The sequence below is a fragment of the Streptomyces sp. NPDC045701 genome (assembly GCF_056432045.1).
In genome coordinates this window covers 109,183-126,714 of sequence record NZ_JBWKJV010000009.1, presented here as the reverse complement: position 1 = coordinate 126,714, position 17,532 = coordinate 109,183, and the positions used below count along the sequence as shown (strand labels likewise).

Below are 17,532 nucleotides of genomic sequence, written 5' to 3'. Positions count from 1 at the left end.
GGGATCAGGCCGCCAGCGGCACCTTTGTGGTCGCCGGGGCGAGAGCGAGGTCCAGGACCTGGCGGACGTCGGTGACCGGGTGGACCTCCAGCTTGTCGAGGATCTCGGCCGGGACGTCGTCCAGGTCCGCCTCGTTCCGCTTCGGGATGATCACGGTGGTGATGCCCGCCCGGTGCGCGGCCAGCAGCTTCTGCTTGACGCCGCCGATCGGCAGCACGCGCCCGGTGAGGGAAACCTCGCCGGTCATCGCCACGTCCGTACGGACCAGGCGGCCGGACAGCAGCGAGGCGAGCGCGGTGGTCATGGTGATGCCCGCGCTGGGCCCGTCCTTGGGCACCGCTCCGGCCGGGAAGTGGATGTGCACGCCCCGGTCCTTCAGGCCGGTGACGGGCAGCTCCAGCTCGGCGCCGTGCGAGCGCAGGAAGCTGAGGGCGATCCGCGCCGACTCCTTCATCACGTCACCTAGCTGACCGGTCAGCGTGAGCCCCGCCGCACCCGTCTCCGGGTCGGCCAGCGACGCCTCGACGAACAGCACGTCGCCGCCCGCGCCGGTGACGGCGAGTCCGGTGGCGACACCGGGCACCGAGGTGCGGCGCTCCGCCGGGTCCTGGGCGGACTCGGGCACGTGGTGCGGCCGCCCGAGCAGCTCCCGCAGGTCGCCCCCGCCGAGGGTGACGGGCAGCTCCCGGTCGCCCAGCTCGCTCTGGGCGGCCACCTTGCGCAGCAGCCGCGCGATCGACCGCTCCAGGTTCCGGACGCCCGCCTCGCGGGTGTACTCGCCCGCGAGCCTGCGCAGCGCCGACTCGTCCAGCGTCACCTCGCCGCTCTCCAGGCCCGCCCGCTCCAGCTGGCGCGGCACCAGGTGGTCGCGGGCGATGACGACCTTCTCGTCCTCGGTGTAGCCGTCGAGGCGGACCAGCTCCATGCGGTCGAGCAGGGCCTCGGGAATGGCCTCCAGAACGTTGGCGGTGGCGAGGAAGACCACGTCGGACAGGTCGAGTTCGACCTCCAGGTAGTGGTCGCGGAAGGTGTGGTTCTGCGCCGGGTCGAGGACCTCCAGCAGCGCGGCCGCCGGGTCGCCCCGGAAGTCGGAGCCGACCTTGTCGATCTCGTCGAGCAGCACGACCGGGTTCATGGAGCCGGCCTCCTTGATCGCCCGCACGATCCGGCCCGGCAGGGCGCCCACGTAGGTGCGCCGGTGGCCGCGGATCTCCGCCTCGTCGCGTACGCCGCCGAGGGCGACCCGCACGAACTTGCGACCCATCGCGTGCGCGACCGACTCGCCGAGCGAGGTCTTGCCGACGCCGGGGGGCCCGACCAGCGCGAGCACCGCGCCGCCGCGCCGCCCGCCCACCACCCCGAGGCCGCGGTCGGCGCGCCGCTTGCGCACCGCGAGGTACTCGGTGATGCGCTCCTTCACGTCCTCCAGGCCGGCGTGCTCGGCGTCGAGGACCTCCTTGGCGCCCTTGATGTCGTAACTGTCCTCGGTGCGCTCGTTCCACGGCATCTCCAGGACCGTGTCGAGCCAGGTGCGGATCCAGGCGGTCTCCGGGTTCTGGTCGCTGGACCGCTCCAGCTTGTCGACCTCCTTGAGCGCGGCTTCGCGTGCCTTCACGGGAAGGTCGGCGGCCTCGACGCGGGCCCGGTAGTCGTCGGACTCCTCGCCGTCCTTCTCGCCGTTGAGCTCGCGCAGCTCCTTGCGTACGGCTTCGAGCTGCCGGCGCAGCAGGAACTCGCGCTGCTGCTTGTCGACGCCCTCCTGGACGTCCTTGGCGATGGACTCGGCGACGTCCTGCTCGGCGAGGTGCTCGCGCAGTTGCTCGGTGGCGAGCCTCAGGCGGGCGGCGGGGTCCTCGGTCTCCAGGAGCTCCACCTTCTGGGCGACGGTCAGGAAGGGCGAGTATCCGGCGTTGTCGGCGAGGGCGGAGACGCCGTCGATCTGCTGCACCCGGTCCACGACCTGCCAGGCGCCGCGCTTCTTGAGCCAGCTGGTGGCCAGCGCCTTGTACTCCTTGACGAGGTCGGCGAGCTGGCCGGGCAGCGGGTCGGGCACCGTCTCCTCGACGGTGGTGCCCTCGACCCACAGCGCGGCGCCCGGACCGGTCGTACCGGCGCCGATCTTCACCCGGCCGCGGCCGCGGATGAGGGCGCCGGGGTCGCCGTCGGAGAGCCGCCCGACCTGCTCCACGGTGCCGAGGACGCCGATGCCCGCGTACGTCCCGTCGATGCGCGGCACCAGCAGGACCTTCGGCTTTCCGCCCTGGGTCCCGGAGGACCGGACGGCCGCCTGGGCGGCCTCCACAGCGGCGCGCACCTCGGTGTCGGACAGGTCCAGCGGCACCACCATCCCGGGCAGCACGACCTCGTCGTCGAGCGGCAGCACGGGCAGGGTGAGCGGTGTGGACGTCGAAGCCATGATCTCCCCTTCGGCAGTCAAGTTGAGCTGTACACACTCAATGCTTGTGACAGCCGGGGTGTTCCCCGCCCCTGTTCGCTCTGAGCGATCACTCCTTCGCGCCGGGGAGGGGCACAGTGGGCGGGTGCTGAACGACGACGGAACCCTCGCCCGCGAAGGCTCGCTCGACCGCGTCTCCGAGGAGTTCGCCCCGGTGGTGGCCACCGCGCGGGTGCGGATCGGGGAGACCTTCGGCCCCGCACGACTCCACAGCGCCTACCTGTACGGCAGCATTCCGCGCGGCACCGCCAGGGCGGGTGTCTCCGACCTCGACCTGCTGGTGGTCCTGCGCGAGGAACCGGCGGACGCCGACCGGGCGGCGGTCGCGGAGCTGGAGGCCGAACTGGACGGCGCCTTCCCGCAGATCGACGGCGTCGGGGCCCTGCTGGTCGGCGCCGGTACGGCGCTGAGCGAGCCGGAGCGGTACGACCTGGGATTCCTCGTCGCCTGCCTGTGCACTCCCCTGCTGGGCGAGGACCTCGCCGGGCGGCTGCCGGACTACCGGCCCACCTCGCTGCTGGCCCGCGAGACCAACGGCGACCTGGATCTGCTTCTGCCGCGCTGGCGGCGCCGGCTGGCAGAAGCCCCGACGGGCCGGGAACGCGTCCTACTGGGCCGGCGGGTGGGGCGGCGTCTGGTGCGTACCGGCTTCACGCTGGTGATGCCGCGCTGGGGCGACTGGACGAGCGATCTGGACGAGATGGCGGAGGCGTTCGCCGGGTACTACCCGCGGCGGGCGGAGCTGATGCGGACGGCCGTGGCGGTGGGACGCCACCCCGAGGGCGCCGACGCGGCGGCGCTGGGCCCGCTCGTGGACGACCTGGGGCCATGGCTGGCCGCCGAGTACCGGTCGGTGCACGGCGTGAAGGCGCCACGCCCCTGAACCGGCGGCACGCCTCGGCCCGGGGGCGGCGGCCGCACAGGGCGGGCGCCGCAGCCCCGGACCGAACGGGCCCACCGGGGCCGGGCCTACTCGAAGAAGCGGTTCTCGCAGGTCATGGGCACGGCGTCGGCGGCGTCCGCGAAGAAGGTGTCGTGAGTGCCGCCGCCGCAGCTCTCCACCCGGTCGCCGCCCTCGCCGTCCCGGACGTTGATGGTGTCGTTCGCCGCGCCGGTCCGCACCAGGTCCCGGCCGTTTCCGGCGTCGATCGTGCTGGCCTCGGCCACATCGACCCGTACGACGTCGTCGCCGTCGCGGACCATGGCCCGCACGCGCGTGACGGCGGCCAGGGAACCGCAGACGGCGGTCGTGCCGTCGGTGCCCGCCCGCCGGCACCCCGGGCCCACCTTCAGGCCCGAGGCGTCACGGACCACCAGCTCGCGGGCCGCGTTGGCGGTGAAGCCGACCCGGTTCTCCACACCGCCGCGCGCGTTGAGCGTCACGGTGCCGCTGTAGCGGGTGACCGTGGCGCCCGCCGCGGCGGAGCCGGCCGGCGTCGCGCCGGCGAGCGGGAGGGCGAGTCCCGCGACCAGGGCCGGGACGGCCAGCCGCCTCAGGGTGCTGCTCGGAATTCTCATGCTGTGTTCTGTCTCCTTGTGTGCGCTGCGATCCACGCCGGGCGCCGTACGGCGACCTCGGCGACAGTGAAACAAGGAGTGCCCAACTACGCACCTTTTGTCAGCATTTGACGGACAGAAACCCTCTGGCGTCACACACCCGTCCACGATGTAATGGCCCTATGGACTCTTCAGCCATTACATCCGCCTGGGTCCGGGGTTGGGCCGTCTCCCGTGGCACCCCGCCTCCCGTCGAGGAGCCGTGGGGCCACCGCATCGACGTCGGCCTGCCGCACCACGTGTTCCGGCACGTCCTGCCCCGGCCCGACGAGGTGTCCGTGCGCAAGCTCTGCGAGGACATCACGGTCCCGGGCGCCTGGCTCAAGGTGCTGGCCGAGCCGGAGGACGTGACCCACTGGATCACGCCCGGCTGGACCGTGCCGGACGACCCCGGCTTCATGATGTTCACCGCGCTCCGCGCCACCGCCGCCCCCGCGCTCCCGGAGGGGTACGCGAGGGAGGTCGCCGGCGCCGACGGGGTCGTCCGCGTCCGGATTCTGGCCCCCGACGGGACGCTCGCCGCCCGCGGGCAGATCGCGGCGACCGGCGCCACGGCGGTGGTGGACCAGGTCGAGACGCACCCGGCCCACCGGCGGCGGGGCCTCGGCCGCGTCGTGATGCGGACACTGGAGGCGGTCGGCGCCGAGGCGGGCGCCACCACGGGCATCCTCGGCGCGACCACCCGGGGCAGGGCGCTCTACACGGCGCTGGGGTGGCGGTACCAAGGACCGCTGACCGGGATCGTCCGGTCCTGAGGAGCGTCCGCGAGGCGCCGGCCCCGGCCCCGCGACGCCCGGCGGGCGGACGCCGCTGAGTACCCGGACGCTCTAGGAGCCCCACCGGACCCGGCGCAGCAGCGGCCAGAAACCGACGCCGATCAGCAGCGCGAGCGGGTGGCCCCAGTTGGTGAGCGGATCCTCGAACGCCACCAGGTCCTGGAGCAGCATCACCGACACCCAGACCAGCACCATGCCGCGCGCCACCGGGGCGAGCAGCCCCGCCAGCGCCCCGACGGACGCCAGCAGCCCGAAGCTGATGCCGTAGTCCAGCCGGTGCAGCGACGTGTCCGGCAGGTGCCCGGCCAGTACGGACAGCCCCACCGGGACCTCCGTGGCGAGCGTCGCCACCACGTGCCCCACCAGGAACACGGCCGCCGTCCGCCACGCGCCGATGCGGCGTTCCAGCGCCGTGAGGACGAGGACGAACCCGACCGCGCAGGCCGAGAACAGGCCGCCCGCCACCCACAGCGCGCTGGCGACCAGCACCAGCAGCGGCGTCCGGAAGAGGTGGGCGACGTCGGTGCTGGAGGCGTGCAGCAGACCGGCGACGGTGCCGGGGTCGCCGTACTCGGCGAACAGCGACGTGGCCACCAAAAGCAGGGTGTAGCCGAAGGTGAAAGGTGTGCCGGCCGGTGTGGGCAGCAACCGCCCCGCACGCCTCAGCCGGCCGGGGGCGCGGGTCGCCGCGGTGCTCGCGCGCACGGTCGCGACGGCGGCGGGGGCCGCCTCAGGGGCCGTTCGCGGGCCGGGAACGACCCGCAGCGACTCGACGCCGCCATCCGTCCCACGCGTCCGGAGCTGGAGCACCGTCCCGCCCCTTCCTCACCGACGAACCACACGCACAACGCCCCCGGGTCACCTCTTGCCCCGGCCGGCGCGATCATGTGCGCCCCCGTCCATGACATGGATCACACCCCCCCGGTCCGCGCCCTCCCGCCCGCCGGGAGGTGCCGGACCCGGGCCGGAGCCGTCGTGCCGGTCCCCGGCGGGGTGCTCCCGGCCGCCGTGGCGGAAGCCGGCCAACGGCCGCCGCCCGCCCCGCGCCCCTCGCTACGCTGAGGATCATGGCTGCGACGACTCCCGTGACCACGCCCCTCACCACCCCCACGACCGCACCCGCACCCGAGACGCTCGACCGCCGCGAGGGTCCGTACGGCGAGGTGGTGCTGCGCCGGCGCGGGGAGGACTTCGAGATCATCGCCAACGGCACCTTCCTGATGGACACCTCCGACGGCCGGTCCGAGCGGCTGCTGGTCGAGGCCGCCCTGCGGGCGCTCGGGGCCCGCCCGCACCCCGCCGTCCTCGTCGGGGGGCTCGGCGTCGGGTTCTCGCTCGCGCACGCGGCCGCCGAGCCCGCCTGGGGCCGCATCGCGGTCGTGGAGCGCGAGGAGGCGATCATCGACTGGCACCGCCGGGGGCCGCTCGCCCGGATCTCCGGCGAGGCCCTCGCCGACCCCCGAACGGTGCTGGTCCGGGCGGACCTGGTCGAGTACGTCCGCAGCTCCCCCGACACCTTCGACGCCCTCTGCCTGGACATCGACAACGGCCCCGGCTGGACCGTCACGGAGGACAACGACGGCCTCTACTCGCCCGCCGGTCTGGCGGCCTGCGCGGCCCGGCTGAACCCCGGCGGAGTGCTCGCCGTCTGGTCCGCCCGGCCGTCCGCCGATTTCGAAGAGTCATTGCGGAATGCCGGGTTCAGCGGGGTAAGAACCGAAGAGGTGCCGGTTGCCCGGGGCGTACCGGACGTCGTCCACCTCGCCGTTCGCCCTGCGTAGCCGGGACGCGGTCGGTGCCTTTACGCTGCTGACCGAACACACGGATCTACACGCTCGCGCAGGACGCGACAGGGGCGGGGCGATGGAGCAGACACACACCAGCCAAACCGGCACGGCGGCAGCGCCGGGTACACAGCGCCGCGTGCTGGTCGTCGAGGACGACACCACCATCGTCGAGGCCATCTCCGCCCGGTTGCGGGCCGAGGGCTTCCTGGTGCAGACGGCCACCGACGGCCCGGCGGCCGTGGACGCCGCCGAGGCGTGGCAGCCGGACCTGATGGTGCTCGACATCATGCTGCCGGGCTTCGACGGCCTGGAGGTGTGCCGCCGGGTGCAGGCCCAGCGGCCGGTGCCGGTGCTGATGCTGACGGCGCGCGACGACGAGACCGACATGCTGGTCGGCCTCGGGGTCGGCGCCGACGACTACATGACCAAGCCGTTCTCGATGCGGGAGCTCGCGGCCCGGGTGCACGTCCTGCTGCGGCGCGTCGAGCGGGCGGCGCTGGCCGCCGTCACGCCGCGCAGCGGCATCCTCCGGCTCGGCGAGCTGGAGGTCGACCACGCGCAGCGGCGGGTCCGGGTCAGGGGCGAGGACGTCCACCTCACGCCGACCGAGTTCGACCTGCTGGTCTGCCTGGCGAACACGCCCCGCGCGGTCCTCTCCCGCGAGCAGCTCCTCGCGGAGGTCTGGGACTGGGCGGACGCGTCGGGCACCCGCACCGTGGACAGCCACATCAAGGCGCTGCGCCGCAAGATCGGCGCCGAGCGGATCCGCACCGTCCACGGTGTCGGTTACGCGCTGGAGACGCCTGCCCCATGACATCGCTCCGGTCCCGGCTGCGTTCGGTCTCGGTCTCGATCAAGACCAAACTGTGCACACTCGTCGTCGTCTCGGTCTTCATCACGACCGGGCTGCTGATGGTGGCCCTGCGGACGGAGACCGAGCTGCGCTTCATCACCGTCTTCTCGGTGATCGCGACGCTGTTGATCACCCAGTTCGTGGCGCACGGCCTGACCGCACCGCTGGACGAGATGAACACGGTGGCGAAGTCCATCTCGCACGGCGACTACACCCGCCGGGTGCGCGGCGCCGACCGCCGGGACGAGCTGGGCGACCTGGCCTCCACCATCAACCGCATGGCGGACGACCTGGAGGCGGTGGACCGGCACCGCAAGGAGCTGGTGGCCAACGTCTCGCACGAGCTGCGCACGCCGATCGCGGCGCTGCGCGCGGTGCTGGAGAACGTGGTGGACGGGGTCTCGGCCGCCGATCCGGAGACGATGCGCACCGCCCTGAAGCAGACCGAGCGGCTGGGCCGGCTGGTGGAGACGCTGTTGGATCTGTCACGTCTGGACAACGGTGTCGTACCGCTCCGGTCGCGCCGTTTCGAGGTGTGGCCGTACCTGTCGGGCGTGCTCAAGGAAGCCAACCTGGCCGCCGCGCAGCGCGGCCTGAGCTCCGGCTCGGGCAGTCACACGCGTACGGACGTGCATCTGCACCTGGACGTGTCGCCGCCCGAGCTGACCGCCCACGCCGACAGCGAGCGGCTGCACCAGGTGGTGGCGAACCTGATCGACAACGCGGTGAAGCACTCGCCGCCGCACGGCCGCGTGACGGTACGGGCCCGGCGCGGGCGGCAGCCGGAGTCGCTGGACCTGGAAGTGGTGGACGAGGGGCCGGGCATCCCGGAGTCGGAGCGGCACAAGGTCTTCGAGCGGTTCAACCGGGGCGGTGTGTCCTCGCCGCACGGCCCGGACAGCGACGGCGGTACGGGCCTGGGCCTGGCGATCGCCCGGTGGGCGGTCGATCTGCACGGCGGGCGCATCGGAGTGGCCGAATCCGCACGTGGATGCCGGATTCAGGTCACTCTTCCAGGGATCCCGCAGCCGCGCGGTTGACGTAGGGTTCGAACCGGAAGCGCGCGTTCTGCGTATACCTGTGCAGGACGTGGTCGAGGCTGCGCGCCCCTGGTGGCCACAGCCGCGCGTTCGTGTACCCATTCACAGGGCAACCATGCTTGTTTCCCGCCATTTCCAGCGCCGAAACACCTCTCCGGATGTGATCTACGCGACGATGGCCTGCCCGGCCTGCACGTCCCGGCCGGGGAGGCGTAGCCTTTATTTCCGCTGTCCATCACCTTGTGAAGCGGAAGAGGGCGGTTGCCGCCGTGTCGTCTCAGTCCCCCAGTAACTCGAGTATCTCGACCGACCAAGACGGGCAGGGTCCTTCGAACCCTGCCGCCGCGTTCGGTGCCAATGAGTGGCTCGTCGACGAGATCTACCAGCAGTACCTCCAGGACCCGAATTCGGTCGACCGTGCCTGGTGGGACTTCTTCGCCGACTACAAGCCGGGCTCCTCGTCCGGCTCGGCGGACAAGCCCGCGGGTGAGGGTGCCGTGGCCGCGGGGGCTGCGGGCACCGCCGCCCCCCAGGCCCCGGCTCCGCAGGCTCCGGCCCCGGCCACCCCGGCGCAGCCGGCAGCAGCGGCACCCGCACAGGCCGCTGCTCCCGCCGCGAAGCCCGCGCCCGCCGCCGCTCCGGCTCAGGCCGCCGCCCCGGCCCCGCAGCCCGCGCCCGCCGCCAAGCCGGCCGCCAAGGCCGCGCCCGCCACCGAGGCCCCCGCCGGCCCCGAGTACGTGCCGCTGCGCGGCCCGGCCGCCGCGGTCGCCAAGAACATGAACGCCTCCCTGGAGCTGCCGACCGCCACCTCGGTCCGCGCCGTCCCGGTGAAGCTGCTGTTCGACAACCGCATCGTCATCAACAACCACCTCAAGCGCGCCCGCGGCGGGAAGATCTCCTTCACGCACCTCATCGGGTACGCCATGGTGCAGGCCATCAAGGCCATGCCGTCGATGAACTACTCGTACGGCGAGAAGGACGGCAAGCCCGTCCTGGTCAAGCCGGAGCACGTCAACTTCGGCCTGGCGATCGACCTGGTCAAGCCGAACGGCGACCGGCAGCTGGTCGTCGCGGGCATCAAGAAGGCCGAGACGCTCGGCTTCTTCGAGTTCTGGCAGGCGTACGAGGACATCGTCCGCCGCGCCCGCAACAACAAGCTGACGATGGACGACTTCACCGGCGTCACCGTCTCGCTGACCAACCCCGGCGGCCTGGGCACCGTCCACTCCGTGCCGCGCCTGATGCCCGGTCAGTCGGTCATCATGGGCGTCGGTTCGATGGACTACCCGGCCGAGTTCCAGGGCACGTCGCAGGACACCCTGAACAAGCTGGGCATCTCCAAGGTGATGACCCTCACCTCGACGTACGACCACCGGGTCATCCAGGGTGCCGCGTCGGGCGAGTTCCTCCGCATCGTCGCGAACCTCCTCCTCGGCGAGGACGGCTTCTACGACGACGTCTTCGAGTCGCTGCGCATCCCCTACGAGCCGGTCCGCTGGCTCAAGGACATCGACGCGTCGCACGACGACGACGTCACCAAGGCCGCGCGCGTCTTCGAGCTCATCCACTCCTACCGGGTCCGCGGCCACGTCATGGCCGACACCGACCCGCTGGAGTACCGCCAGCGCAAGCACCCCGACCTGGACATCACCGAGCACGGCCTGACGCTCTGGGACCTGGAGCGGGAGTTCGCGGTCGGCGGCTTCGGCGGCAAGTCCATGATGAAGCTGCGCGACATCCTCGGCGTGCTGCGCGACTCGTACTGCCGCACCACCGGCATCGAGTTCATGCACATCCAGGACCCCAAGCAGCGCAAGTGGATCCAGGACCGCGTCGAGCGCCCGCACTCCAAGCCCGAGCGCGAGGAGCAGCTGCGCATCCTGCGCCGCCTCAACGCCGCCGAGGCGTTCGAGACGTTCCTGCAGACCAAGTACGTCGGCCAGAAGCGGTTCTCGCTGGAGGGCGGCGAGTCCGTCATCCCGCTGCTGGACGCGGTCATCGACTCGGCCGCCGAGTCCCGCCTCGACGAGGTCGTCATCGGCATGGCCCACCGCGGCCGGCTCAACGTCCTGGCGAACATCGTCGGCAAGTCGTACGCGCAGATCTTCCGCGAGTTCGAGGGCAACCTCGACCCGAAGTCGATGCACGGCTCCGGCGACGTGAAGTACCACCTGGGCGCCGAGGGCACCTTCACCGGCCTGGACGGCGAGCAGATCAAGGTCTCGCTGGTCGCCAACCCCTCGCACCTGGAGGCGGTCGACCCGGTCCTGGAGGGCGTCGTCCGCGCCAAGCAGGACGTCATCAACAAGGGCGGCACGGACTTCACCGTCCTGCCCGTCGCCCTGCACGGTGACGCGGCCTTCGCCGGTCAGGGCGTCGTCGCCGAGACGCTCAACATGTCGCAGCTGCGCGGCTACCGCACCGGCGGCACGGTCCACATCGTCATCAACAACCAGGTCGGCTTCACCGCCGCCCCGGAGTCGTCGCGCTCCTCGATGTACGCGACCGACGTGGCCCGCATGATCGAGGCGCCGATCTTCCACGTGAACGGCGACGACCCGGAGGCCGTGGTCCGCGTGGCGCGGCTCGCCTTCGAGTTCCGCCAGACGTTCAACAAGGACGTCGTGATCGACCTCATCTGCTACCGCCGCCGCGGCCACAACGAGGGCGACAACCCGCAGTTCACCAACCCGCAGATGTACAGCCTCATCGACAAGAAGCGCTCGGTGCGCAAGCTGTACACCGAGTCGCTGATCGGCCGCGGCGACATCACGCTGGAAGAGGCGGAGCAGGCGCTCCAGGACTTCCAGGGCCAGTTGGAGAAGGTGTTCGCGGAGGTCCGCGAGGCCACCTCGCAGCCCGGCACGGCGCACAGCCCGGAGCCGCAGGCCGAGTTCCCGGTCGCCGTCACCACCGCGGTCTCCCAGGAGGTCGTGAAGCGGATCGCCGAGTCGCAGGTGAACATCCCCGACCGGGTCAAGGTGCACCCGCGCCTGATGCCGCAGCTCCAGCGCCGCGCCGCCTCCATCGACGACGGCACGATCGACTGGGGCATGGGCGAGACCCTCGCCATCGGTTCGCTGCTGATGGAGGGCACCCCGGTCCGGCTCGCCGGCCAGGACACCCGCCGCGGCACCTTCGGCCAGCGTCACGCGGTGCTGGTGGACCAGGAGACCGGCGAGGACCACACCCCGCTCCAGTACCTCTCCGAGGACCAGGCCCGCTACAACGTCTACGACTCGCTGCTCAGCGAGTACGCGGCGATGGGCTTCGAGTACGGCTACTCGCTGGCCCGCCCGGACGCCCTGGTGATGTGGGAGGCCCAGTTCGGTGACTTCGTCAACGGCGCGCAGACCGTCGTGGACGAGTTCATCTCCTCGGCCGAGCAGAAGTGGGGCCAGACCTCCGGCGTCACGCTGCTGCTGCCGCACGGCTACGAGGGCCAGGGCCCGGACCACTCCTCGGCCCGCCCGGAGCGCTTCCTCCAGCTCTGCGCGCAGAACAACATGACGGTCGCCATGCCGACCCTGCCGTCGAACTACTTCCACCTCCTGCGGTGGCAGGTGCACAACCCGCACCACAAGCCGCTGGTCGTCTTCACCCCGAAGTCGATGCTGCGCCTGAAGGCCGCCGCGTCGAAGGCGGAGGAGTTCACCACCGGCGGCTTCCGCCCGGTGATCGGTGACGAGTCGGTGGACGCGAACGCGGTCCGCAAGGTCGTCTTCTGCTCCGGCAAGGTCTACTACGACCTGGACGCCGAGCGGGTCAAGCGCGGCGTCTCGGACACGGCGATCATCCGCCTGGAGCGTCTCTACCCGCTGCCTGGTGCGGAGCTCCAGGCCGAGATCTCCAAGTACCCGAACGCCGAGAAGTACCTGTGGGCCCAGGAGGAGCCGGCGAACCAGGGTGCCTGGCCGTTCATCGCGCTCAACCTGATCGACCACCTCGACCTGGCGGTCGGTGCCGACATCCCGCACGGCGAGCGCCTGCGCCGCATCTCGCGGCCGCACGGCTCGTCCCCGGCGGTGGGTTCGAAGAAGCGCCACGAGGCCGAGCAGGCACAGCTGGTCAACGAGGTCTTCGACGCCTGACCGGCACCCCTTTGAACCGGAGGGCCCGTCCCCGCACCACGCGGGGCCGGGCCCTCCGGCGTACCCGGGCGGGGTGGGCGGGCCGGGGGACGTCCTACCCTGGGGGGAACACCGAGCAGGCATCAGGAGCACGTCTTGTACTTCACCGACCGTGGCATCGAGGAGCTGGAGAAGCGGCGCGGCGAGGAGGAGGTCACCTTCGAGTGGCTCGCCGAGCAGCTGCGTACGTTCGTCGACCTCAACCCCGACTTCGAGGTGCCCGTCGAGCGGCTGGCCACCTGGCTGGCCCGGCTCGACGACGAGGACGACGAGGAGTAGTCACCGTCCGGCCGGGGCGCTCCCGGCGCCGAGGGCGGCCGGAGTGCGCAGGCGGTCGTGGGCGAGGCCCAGCGCGCCCCGGGCGATCAGCAGCGCGGCGGTGGCCGCCCAGCCGGGGCTGCGGCGGCCGACCGCCCAGACCAGCAGGGGGAGGCCCGCGGCCAGCCGGGCCGTGGCGAGCGCGCGGGCGCGGGGGCCGCGGAGCCAGGGGCCGAGAGGGCCTTCCTCGACGGCGTCCGGTTCGGCGCGTACGGCGTCGAGCCGGCCCTGCCACGCGACCGGTTCCGCGCCCTGGACCTCGGCGGTCGCCCACAGGCGGGTGGCCGGTTCGCCGGGCGCGAGGCCCGGCGGGAGGGTGAGGCCGTGCCGGGTCAGGACCGCCGTGAGGCCCCGCAGGCGGGCCGGGGCGTCGGCGTGCTGGTCGGGGCGGGTGAGGGGATCGAGGTCCCGGGCGTCGAGGACGGGGTCGAGCCCGAGGCGGGCGGCGAAGGTGTGCATGGCCTCGTCCTCGCCGGCCGGGGTGCCGTCCGCCAGCCAGGTGTAGGCGACGGGGCGGCGGAAGCCGGTCGCGAGGACGCACCCGGCGCGGTCCGCGTCCCACCACAGGGCCACCACCGGCCGGGGCACGCCGATCGCCAGGGCACCTGCCCAGCCCGCGACGACCCGGTCGACGGGTTCGGCGCCGTCGCGCCAGGGGGCGCCCTCGGGGACGAGCAGGGTCCAGTCGGGCCCCGCCGGGGTGAGGAGCAGACGCTCGCGCAGCAGCAGGGCCGGTGCCCGTACGGACGCCGTATCGGCCCGGCAGAACAGCAGCGCGCCCGGGGATGTCGCGTTCATGGGCCTTACGCTAGGGCAATTTGTCCGGTTCCGGGGCGCTTGACTTCCCGAGGCCGCGATATATCGTGTCTCTCAGAAGACACGATATGTTGCGTATCGTGTCCCGTCCCAGGGAGGCCCCATGCCGGAGTGGTCCGTCACCGAGCCGACGAAACTGACCCTCGACGACGAGCCCGTGACGGCGCTGAACGTGCGCCTCGTCAACGGGACCGTGAACGTGGTGGGCACCGACGAGGGGCCGGCCCGGCTGGAGATCTCCGAGATCGACGGCCCGCCGCTGATCGTGACCCGCGAGGGCCCCACCCTGACGATCGGCTACGAGGACCTGCCCTGGCAGGGGCTGCTCGCCTGGCTCGACGCCAAGGGCCGGCACCGCAGCGCCGTCGTGTCGCTCGCCGTCCCGGCCGGCGCCCGCGTCGAGGTCGGCGTGATCGGCGCCGGGGCCGTGGTCTCCGGCATCCGGGGGCGTACGGACGTACGCGGCGTCACCGGCGACACCACGCTCGTCGGGCTCTCCGGCGAGGTGCGCGCCGACACCGTCTCGGGCAGCGTGGAGGCGCAGGCGCTCACCGGGGACCTGCGGTTCAAGTCCGTGTCGGGCGACCTGACCGTCGTCGACGGCGCAGGCACCTCCGTACGCGCCGAATCGATCAGCGGCGACATGGTCCTCGACCTCGACCCCGCCGAGGAGCCCGCCGACATCCGGCTCACCACCGTCTCGGGCGAGGTCGCCATCCGGCTGCCGCACCCGGCAAACGCCCAGGTCGAGGCCAACACCGTCGGCGGCGCCGTCTCCAACGCCTTCGACGACCTGCGGGTCACCGGCCAGTGGGGCGCCAAGAAGATCACCGGCACCCTCGGCGAGGGCAGGGGCACGCTGAGGGCCACCACGGTCTCCGGGTCCATCGCGCTGCTCCGACGGCCGGAGGAAGCCCCCACCGGAAAGGTGCTCTGACATGTCCCCCGTCTTCGCCCACGGCCGGCTCCGCCTCTACCTGCTCAAACTCCTCGACGAGGCACCGCGCCACGGCTACGAGGTGATCCGCCTCCTGGAGGAGCGCTTCCACGGCCTGTACGCGCCCTCCGCCGGCACCGTCTACCCGCGCCTGGCCAAGCTGGAGGCCGAGGGCCTGGTAACGCACGCCACCGAGGGCGGCCGCAAGGTGTACTCGATCACCGAGGCCGGCCGCGCGGAGCTCGCCGACCGCGGCGGTGAACTCGCCGACCTGGAGCTGGAGATCCGCGACTCGGTGTCCGAGCTCGCCGCCGAGATCCGCGACGACGTGCGCGGCGCGGCCGGCACGCTGCGCCGCGAGATGCGGGCGGCGGCGGGCGAGTCCCGGCGCACCTCGCCGCCCGAGGGCGACGAATGGGCCACGTGGCGCCGGGCCAAGCAGGAGTGGAAGGAGCAGGCGCGGCGGGCCAAGGACGAGTCGCGGCGCGCCCGCGAGGACGCGCAGTCGGCGCGCCGGCAGGCCAAGGAGGCGCAGGAGAAGGCGCGCCAGGAGATGCTCCGCATGGCCCAGCAGGTGCAGGACCACGTGATGCGGGGCGAAGGGCTGGCCGACCTGGCCGGCCGGCTGGGCACGCTGCTCGGCGGCGGTACGGCCCCGACGGCTCCCTCGTCCACGCGGCCCGGCCCGGCCGACACCCCCGAGTGGGCCCGGGACGAGACCCCGTCCGCCGACCCGGCCCGCGATCTGGAGCGCCTGCTGGAGCGCTTCCGCGACGACGTCCGCGACGCGGCCCGCGACCACGGCGTGACGGGCCCCCAGCTCGCCGAGGCCCGCCGCCACCTCTCCACCGCCGCCGCCCACATCGTCGCGCTTCTGAGGAAACCGGCGGGCTGACCGCCCCGGCCGGTGGGGAGCCGCCCCGCCCCGGGGCGGCGTCAGCCCGCCTTCGCCCCGCCTCCGTGCGAGCCGGGCATAGCCCGCTCCAGCGCGGTGTACGTCGCCCCGTGGTCGGCGAGGACGTCGGCGACCACGCCCGGTCGGGCCGCGAGGGCCAGGAGCAGGTGCTCGTCGCCGATGTACCGGTCGCCCCGGCCCAGGGCGACCCGGAGGGACCGCTCCAGCGTGCCCTTCGCCGGGCCGGTGAAGGGGCGGTGGCCGGTCCAGCGGCGTTTCGGCTTCCGGCCGCCCGCCAGGGCGCCCGTGCCGTGGGCCGCCTCGACCTTGGAGACGATCTCCGTCACGTCGATGCCGATGTCCGCCAGTGCTTCCGTGTCCGCCCGCGTCAGGCCGCCGCGCCGCCGCGCCTCGGCGAGGGCGGACTCCACGCTGTGGCGCCGGCCGGTGACGCCGAGCGCGTCGAACGCGTCCGCCGCCCTGGTGCCCTCCAGGTCGAGCAGGGCCAGCAGCAGGTGCTCCTCGGTGACGGAGTCGTCACCCGCCCGTTCCGCGTGGGCGGCGGCTCCCTTGACCACCCTCCGGGCCGCCTCGGTGAATCGCTCGAACATCAACGCCTCCCGTACTTCTTGTGCACGGCCTGCCGGCTGACGCCCAGCTCGGCGGCGATCTCCTGCCAGGACCAGCCCTGGGCCCGGGCGCTGCGGACTTGTACGGCTTCCAGCTGCTCCAGCAGCCGCCGCAGCGCGGCCACGGCCCGCAATCCCACCCGGGGATCGCGGTCGCCCGCACGTGCGGCCAGATCGGTCGCTTCGGTCATGACGTCAACTTACGTTGACACCACCTCGCGCGTCAACTGGAGTTGACACGCGGCTTTGGCTGAAAGATCAACGAAGCACTCCTGAAACAGCGTTGTCTCCCGTCACTCCGGTTGACAGACTCCTCACGCCAACATCTCTTGAGGGGGGACACCCATGAGACTGGGAGCACCTGGGCGCGTCGTCGCCCGCGCCACCGCCGTACTCGCCCTGGCCCTCGCCATGGCGACCGGGACGACCGGCCTCGTCGCCGGTCCCGCCGCCCACGCCCTGCCGGTCACCGAGGGCACCTTCGCCTTCTCCGGCGACGAGGGCGACTGGATCAGCAACGGCGCGTCCTACGCCTACTCCACCGCGTCGCAGGACCGCATGAGCATCACCGGTTCCACGGACAACCGGGTCGTCTCGGTCGCCGTCGACGGCGTCAACGGCGACTGGTGGCACCTGGACTTCTCCGCGCCGGCCGACAGGCCCCTGACGACGGGGACGTACACCGACGTCACCCGCCACCCGTTCAACGACGCCGGCCCCGGGCTCTCCCTGAGCGGCAACGGGCGCGGCTGCAACACCCTGACCGGCAGCTTCACCATCGCGGCACTGGAGTTCGGCCCGCAGGGGTACGTCAAGACGCTCGACGCCACCTTCGAGCAGCACTGCGAGGGCGGCGCCACCGCCGCCCGCGGCGAGATCCACGTCAGCAACCCCGCACCGCCGGCCGAACTCGGCCTGGGCCTCGCCGTCGCGCTCGACGGCACGGCGAACACGCTGAACGGCAAGGCGGTCCTGCACGGGACCGTGAGCTGCGACAAGCCGGTGCGGGTGGACGTCGCGGGCGACGTCACGCAGGTGAAGAAGCGGAGGATCATCCGGGGCTCGTACGCCACCTCCGTGGCGTGCACGCCGGGTACGCCCGTCGCGTGGACCGCGGCGGCCACCCCCTCCGGGGACGTGCCCTTCCAGCGCGGTGACGTCGAGGTCGAGGCCCGGGCCACGGCGACGGACCCCGACTACGACCGGCAGGTGACCGTCTCCGAGACCGTCGCCGTCCACCTCAACCGGGGCTGAGCCCCGCCGCTGGACCTCCCGGCCCGGGTCGCCGCTCCGCAGGAGCGCGGGACCCGGGCCGGGGCGTTCGGCGGGCGCGGACCCT

The 17,532-nt window shown here is 72.7% G+C and carries 16 protein-coding genes; 10 read left to right on the top strand and 6 right to left on the bottom strand.

What is annotated here, in order from left to right; translation table 11 throughout:
• Positions 1–4: 4 nt before the first annotated feature.
• A complete protein-coding gene (lon, locus tag AC07DW_RS13600) occupies positions 5–2,416 on the bottom strand; it encodes an endopeptidase La (RefSeq protein ID WP_478857809.1) in 2,412 nt (803 codons plus the stop codon).
• Between the two features lie 124 nt (positions 2,417–2,540).
• On the opposite strand from lon, the gene AC07DW_RS13595 reads away from it, so the two are divergent.
• Positions 2,541–3,338, top strand: a complete 798-nt coding sequence (locus AC07DW_RS13595; RefSeq protein ID WP_478857808.1) for a nucleotidyltransferase domain-containing protein — start codon at positions 2,541–2,543, stop codon at positions 3,336–3,338.
• 86 nt (positions 3,339–3,424) lie between these two features.
• Here AC07DW_RS13595 and AC07DW_RS13590 read toward each other — a convergent pair whose 3' ends face one another.
• Positions 3,425–3,973, bottom strand: coding sequence for a hypothetical protein (locus tag AC07DW_RS13590; RefSeq protein WP_478857807.1), 549 nt, complete (start codon positions 3,971–3,973; stop codon positions 3,425–3,427).
• A gap of 161 nt (positions 3,974–4,134) precedes the next feature.
• Between AC07DW_RS13590 and AC07DW_RS13585 the strand changes: the two genes are divergently transcribed.
• Positions 4,135–4,767, top strand: a complete 633-nt coding sequence (locus AC07DW_RS13585; RefSeq protein WP_478857806.1) for a GNAT family N-acetyltransferase — start codon at positions 4,135–4,137, stop codon at positions 4,765–4,767.
• 72 nt (positions 4,768–4,839) lie between these two features.
• Here AC07DW_RS13585 and AC07DW_RS13580 read toward each other — a convergent pair whose 3' ends face one another.
• Entirely contained in the window at positions 4,840–5,493 is a 654-nt protein-coding gene (locus tag AC07DW_RS13580; RefSeq protein ID WP_478857805.1) for a rhomboid-like protein, read from the bottom strand.
• A gap of 362 nt (positions 5,494–5,855) precedes the next feature.
• On the opposite strand from AC07DW_RS13580, the gene AC07DW_RS13575 reads away from it, so the two are divergent.
• The 5 genes from AC07DW_RS13575 to AC07DW_RS13555 all read left to right on the top strand — a co-directional run bounded on the left by AC07DW_RS13575 (position 5,856) and on the right by AC07DW_RS13555 (position 12,877).
• Positions 5,856–6,569: a spermidine synthase family protein gene (locus AC07DW_RS13575; RefSeq protein WP_478857804.1), complete on the top strand. Its 714-nt coding sequence runs from the start codon at positions 5,856–5,858 to the stop codon at positions 6,567–6,569.
• Positions 6,570–6,651: 82 nt separating this feature from the next.
• Positions 6,652–7,389: a response regulator transcription factor gene (locus tag AC07DW_RS13570; RefSeq protein WP_478857803.1), complete on the top strand. Its 738-nt coding sequence runs from the start codon at positions 6,652–6,654 to the stop codon at positions 7,387–7,389.
• Positions 7,386–8,468, top strand: a complete 1,083-nt coding sequence (locus AC07DW_RS13565) for a HAMP domain-containing sensor histidine kinase (protein ID WP_478857802.1) — start codon at positions 7,386–7,388, stop codon at positions 8,466–8,468. Before AC07DW_RS13570 ends, AC07DW_RS13565 begins: the two co-directional genes overlap by 4 nt.
• 269 nt (positions 8,469–8,737) lie before the next feature.
• A complete protein-coding gene (locus tag AC07DW_RS13560) occupies positions 8,738–12,559 on the top strand; it encodes a multifunctional oxoglutarate decarboxylase/oxoglutarate dehydrogenase thiamine pyrophosphate-binding subunit/dihydrolipoyllysine-residue succinyltransferase subunit (protein WP_478857801.1) in 3,822 nt (1,273 codons plus the stop codon).
• A gap of 135 nt (positions 12,560–12,694) precedes the next feature.
• Positions 12,695–12,877, top strand: a complete 183-nt coding sequence (locus AC07DW_RS13555; RefSeq protein WP_005312030.1) for a DUF6104 family protein — start codon at positions 12,695–12,697, stop codon at positions 12,875–12,877.
• Here AC07DW_RS13555 and AC07DW_RS13550 read toward each other — a convergent pair whose 3' ends face one another.
• Positions 12,878–13,714: a hypothetical protein gene (locus tag AC07DW_RS13550; RefSeq protein WP_478857800.1), complete on the bottom strand. Its 837-nt coding sequence runs from the start codon at positions 13,712–13,714 to the stop codon at positions 12,878–12,880.
• Positions 13,715–13,835: 121 nt separating this feature from the next.
• On the opposite strand from AC07DW_RS13550, the gene AC07DW_RS13545 reads away from it, so the two are divergent.
• Both AC07DW_RS13545 and AC07DW_RS13540 read left to right on the top strand, forming a co-directional pair.
• The gene (locus tag AC07DW_RS13545; protein WP_478857799.1) at positions 13,836–14,669 is read left to right on the top strand and encodes a DUF4097 family beta strand repeat-containing protein; all 834 of its coding nucleotides are present in this window, start codon (positions 13,836–13,838) and stop codon (positions 14,667–14,669) included.
• 1 nt (position 14,670) lies between these two features.
• Complete coding sequence (locus AC07DW_RS13540) at positions 14,671–15,564, top strand: PadR family transcriptional regulator (protein WP_478857798.1); 894 nt, start codon at positions 14,671–14,673, stop codon at positions 15,562–15,564.
• A 41-nt stretch (positions 15,565–15,605) separates the two neighbouring features.
• On the opposite strand, the gene AC07DW_RS13535 is transcribed toward AC07DW_RS13540, so the two are convergent.
• Complete coding sequence (locus tag AC07DW_RS13535) at positions 15,606–16,175, bottom strand: Clp protease N-terminal domain-containing protein (RefSeq protein ID WP_478857797.1); 570 nt, start codon at positions 16,173–16,175, stop codon at positions 15,606–15,608.
• Positions 16,175–16,384 (bottom strand): helix-turn-helix domain-containing protein, encoded by a 210-nt coding sequence (locus tag AC07DW_RS13530; RefSeq protein WP_064068547.1) that lies wholly within the window; start codon positions 16,382–16,384, stop codon positions 16,175–16,177. The genes AC07DW_RS13535 and AC07DW_RS13530 overlap by 1 nt, the downstream gene beginning before the upstream one ends.
• Positions 16,385–16,538: 154 nt before the next feature.
• On the opposite strand from AC07DW_RS13530, the gene AC07DW_RS13525 reads away from it, so the two are divergent.
• Positions 16,539–17,447 carry a hypothetical protein gene (locus tag AC07DW_RS13525; RefSeq protein ID WP_478857796.1) on the top strand — a complete coding sequence of 303 codons (909 nt, stop codon included), beginning with the start codon at positions 16,539–16,541 and terminating at the stop codon, positions 17,445–17,447.
• Positions 17,448–17,532 lie beyond the last annotated feature (85 nt).

What these genes read in the sequence shown, in the direction of transcription:
- lon (WP_478857809.1), bottom strand. Translation starts at nt 2,416, where the DNA reads ATGGCTTCGACGTCCACACCGCTCACCCTGCCCGTGCTGCCGCTCGAC.
- AC07DW_RS13590 (WP_478857807.1), bottom strand. Translation starts at nt 3,973, where the DNA reads ATGAGAATTCCGAGCAGCACCCTGAGGCGGCTGGCCGTCCCGGCCCTG.
- AC07DW_RS13585 (WP_478857806.1), top strand. Translation starts at nt 4,135, where the DNA reads ATGGACTCTTCAGCCATTACATCCGCCTGGGTCCGGGGTTGGGCCGTC.
- AC07DW_RS13575 (WP_478857804.1), top strand. Translation starts at nt 5,856, where the DNA reads ATGGCTGCGACGACTCCCGTGACCACGCCCCTCACCACCCCCACGACC.
- AC07DW_RS13570 (WP_478857803.1), top strand. Translation starts at nt 6,652, where the DNA reads ATGGAGCAGACACACACCAGCCAAACCGGCACGGCGGCAGCGCCGGGT.
- AC07DW_RS13565 (WP_478857802.1), top strand. Translation starts at nt 7,386, where the DNA reads ATGACATCGCTCCGGTCCCGGCTGCGTTCGGTCTCGGTCTCGATCAAG.
- AC07DW_RS13550 (WP_478857800.1), bottom strand. Translation starts at nt 13,714, where the DNA reads ATGAACGCGACATCCCCGGGCGCGCTGCTGTTCTGCCGGGCCGATACG.
- AC07DW_RS13545 (WP_478857799.1), top strand. Translation starts at nt 13,836, where the DNA reads ATGCCGGAGTGGTCCGTCACCGAGCCGACGAAACTGACCCTCGACGAC.
- AC07DW_RS13540 (WP_478857798.1), top strand. Translation starts at nt 14,671, where the DNA reads ATGTCCCCCGTCTTCGCCCACGGCCGGCTCCGCCTCTACCTGCTCAAA.
- AC07DW_RS13535 (WP_478857797.1), bottom strand. Translation starts at nt 16,175, where the DNA reads ATGTTCGAGCGATTCACCGAGGCGGCCCGGAGGGTGGTCAAGGGAGCC.
- AC07DW_RS13530 (WP_064068547.1), bottom strand. Translation starts at nt 16,384, where the DNA reads ATGACCGAAGCGACCGATCTGGCCGCACGTGCGGGCGACCGCGATCCC.
- AC07DW_RS13525 (WP_478857796.1), top strand. Translation starts at nt 16,539, where the DNA reads ATGAGACTGGGAGCACCTGGGCGCGTCGTCGCCCGCGCCACCGCCGTA.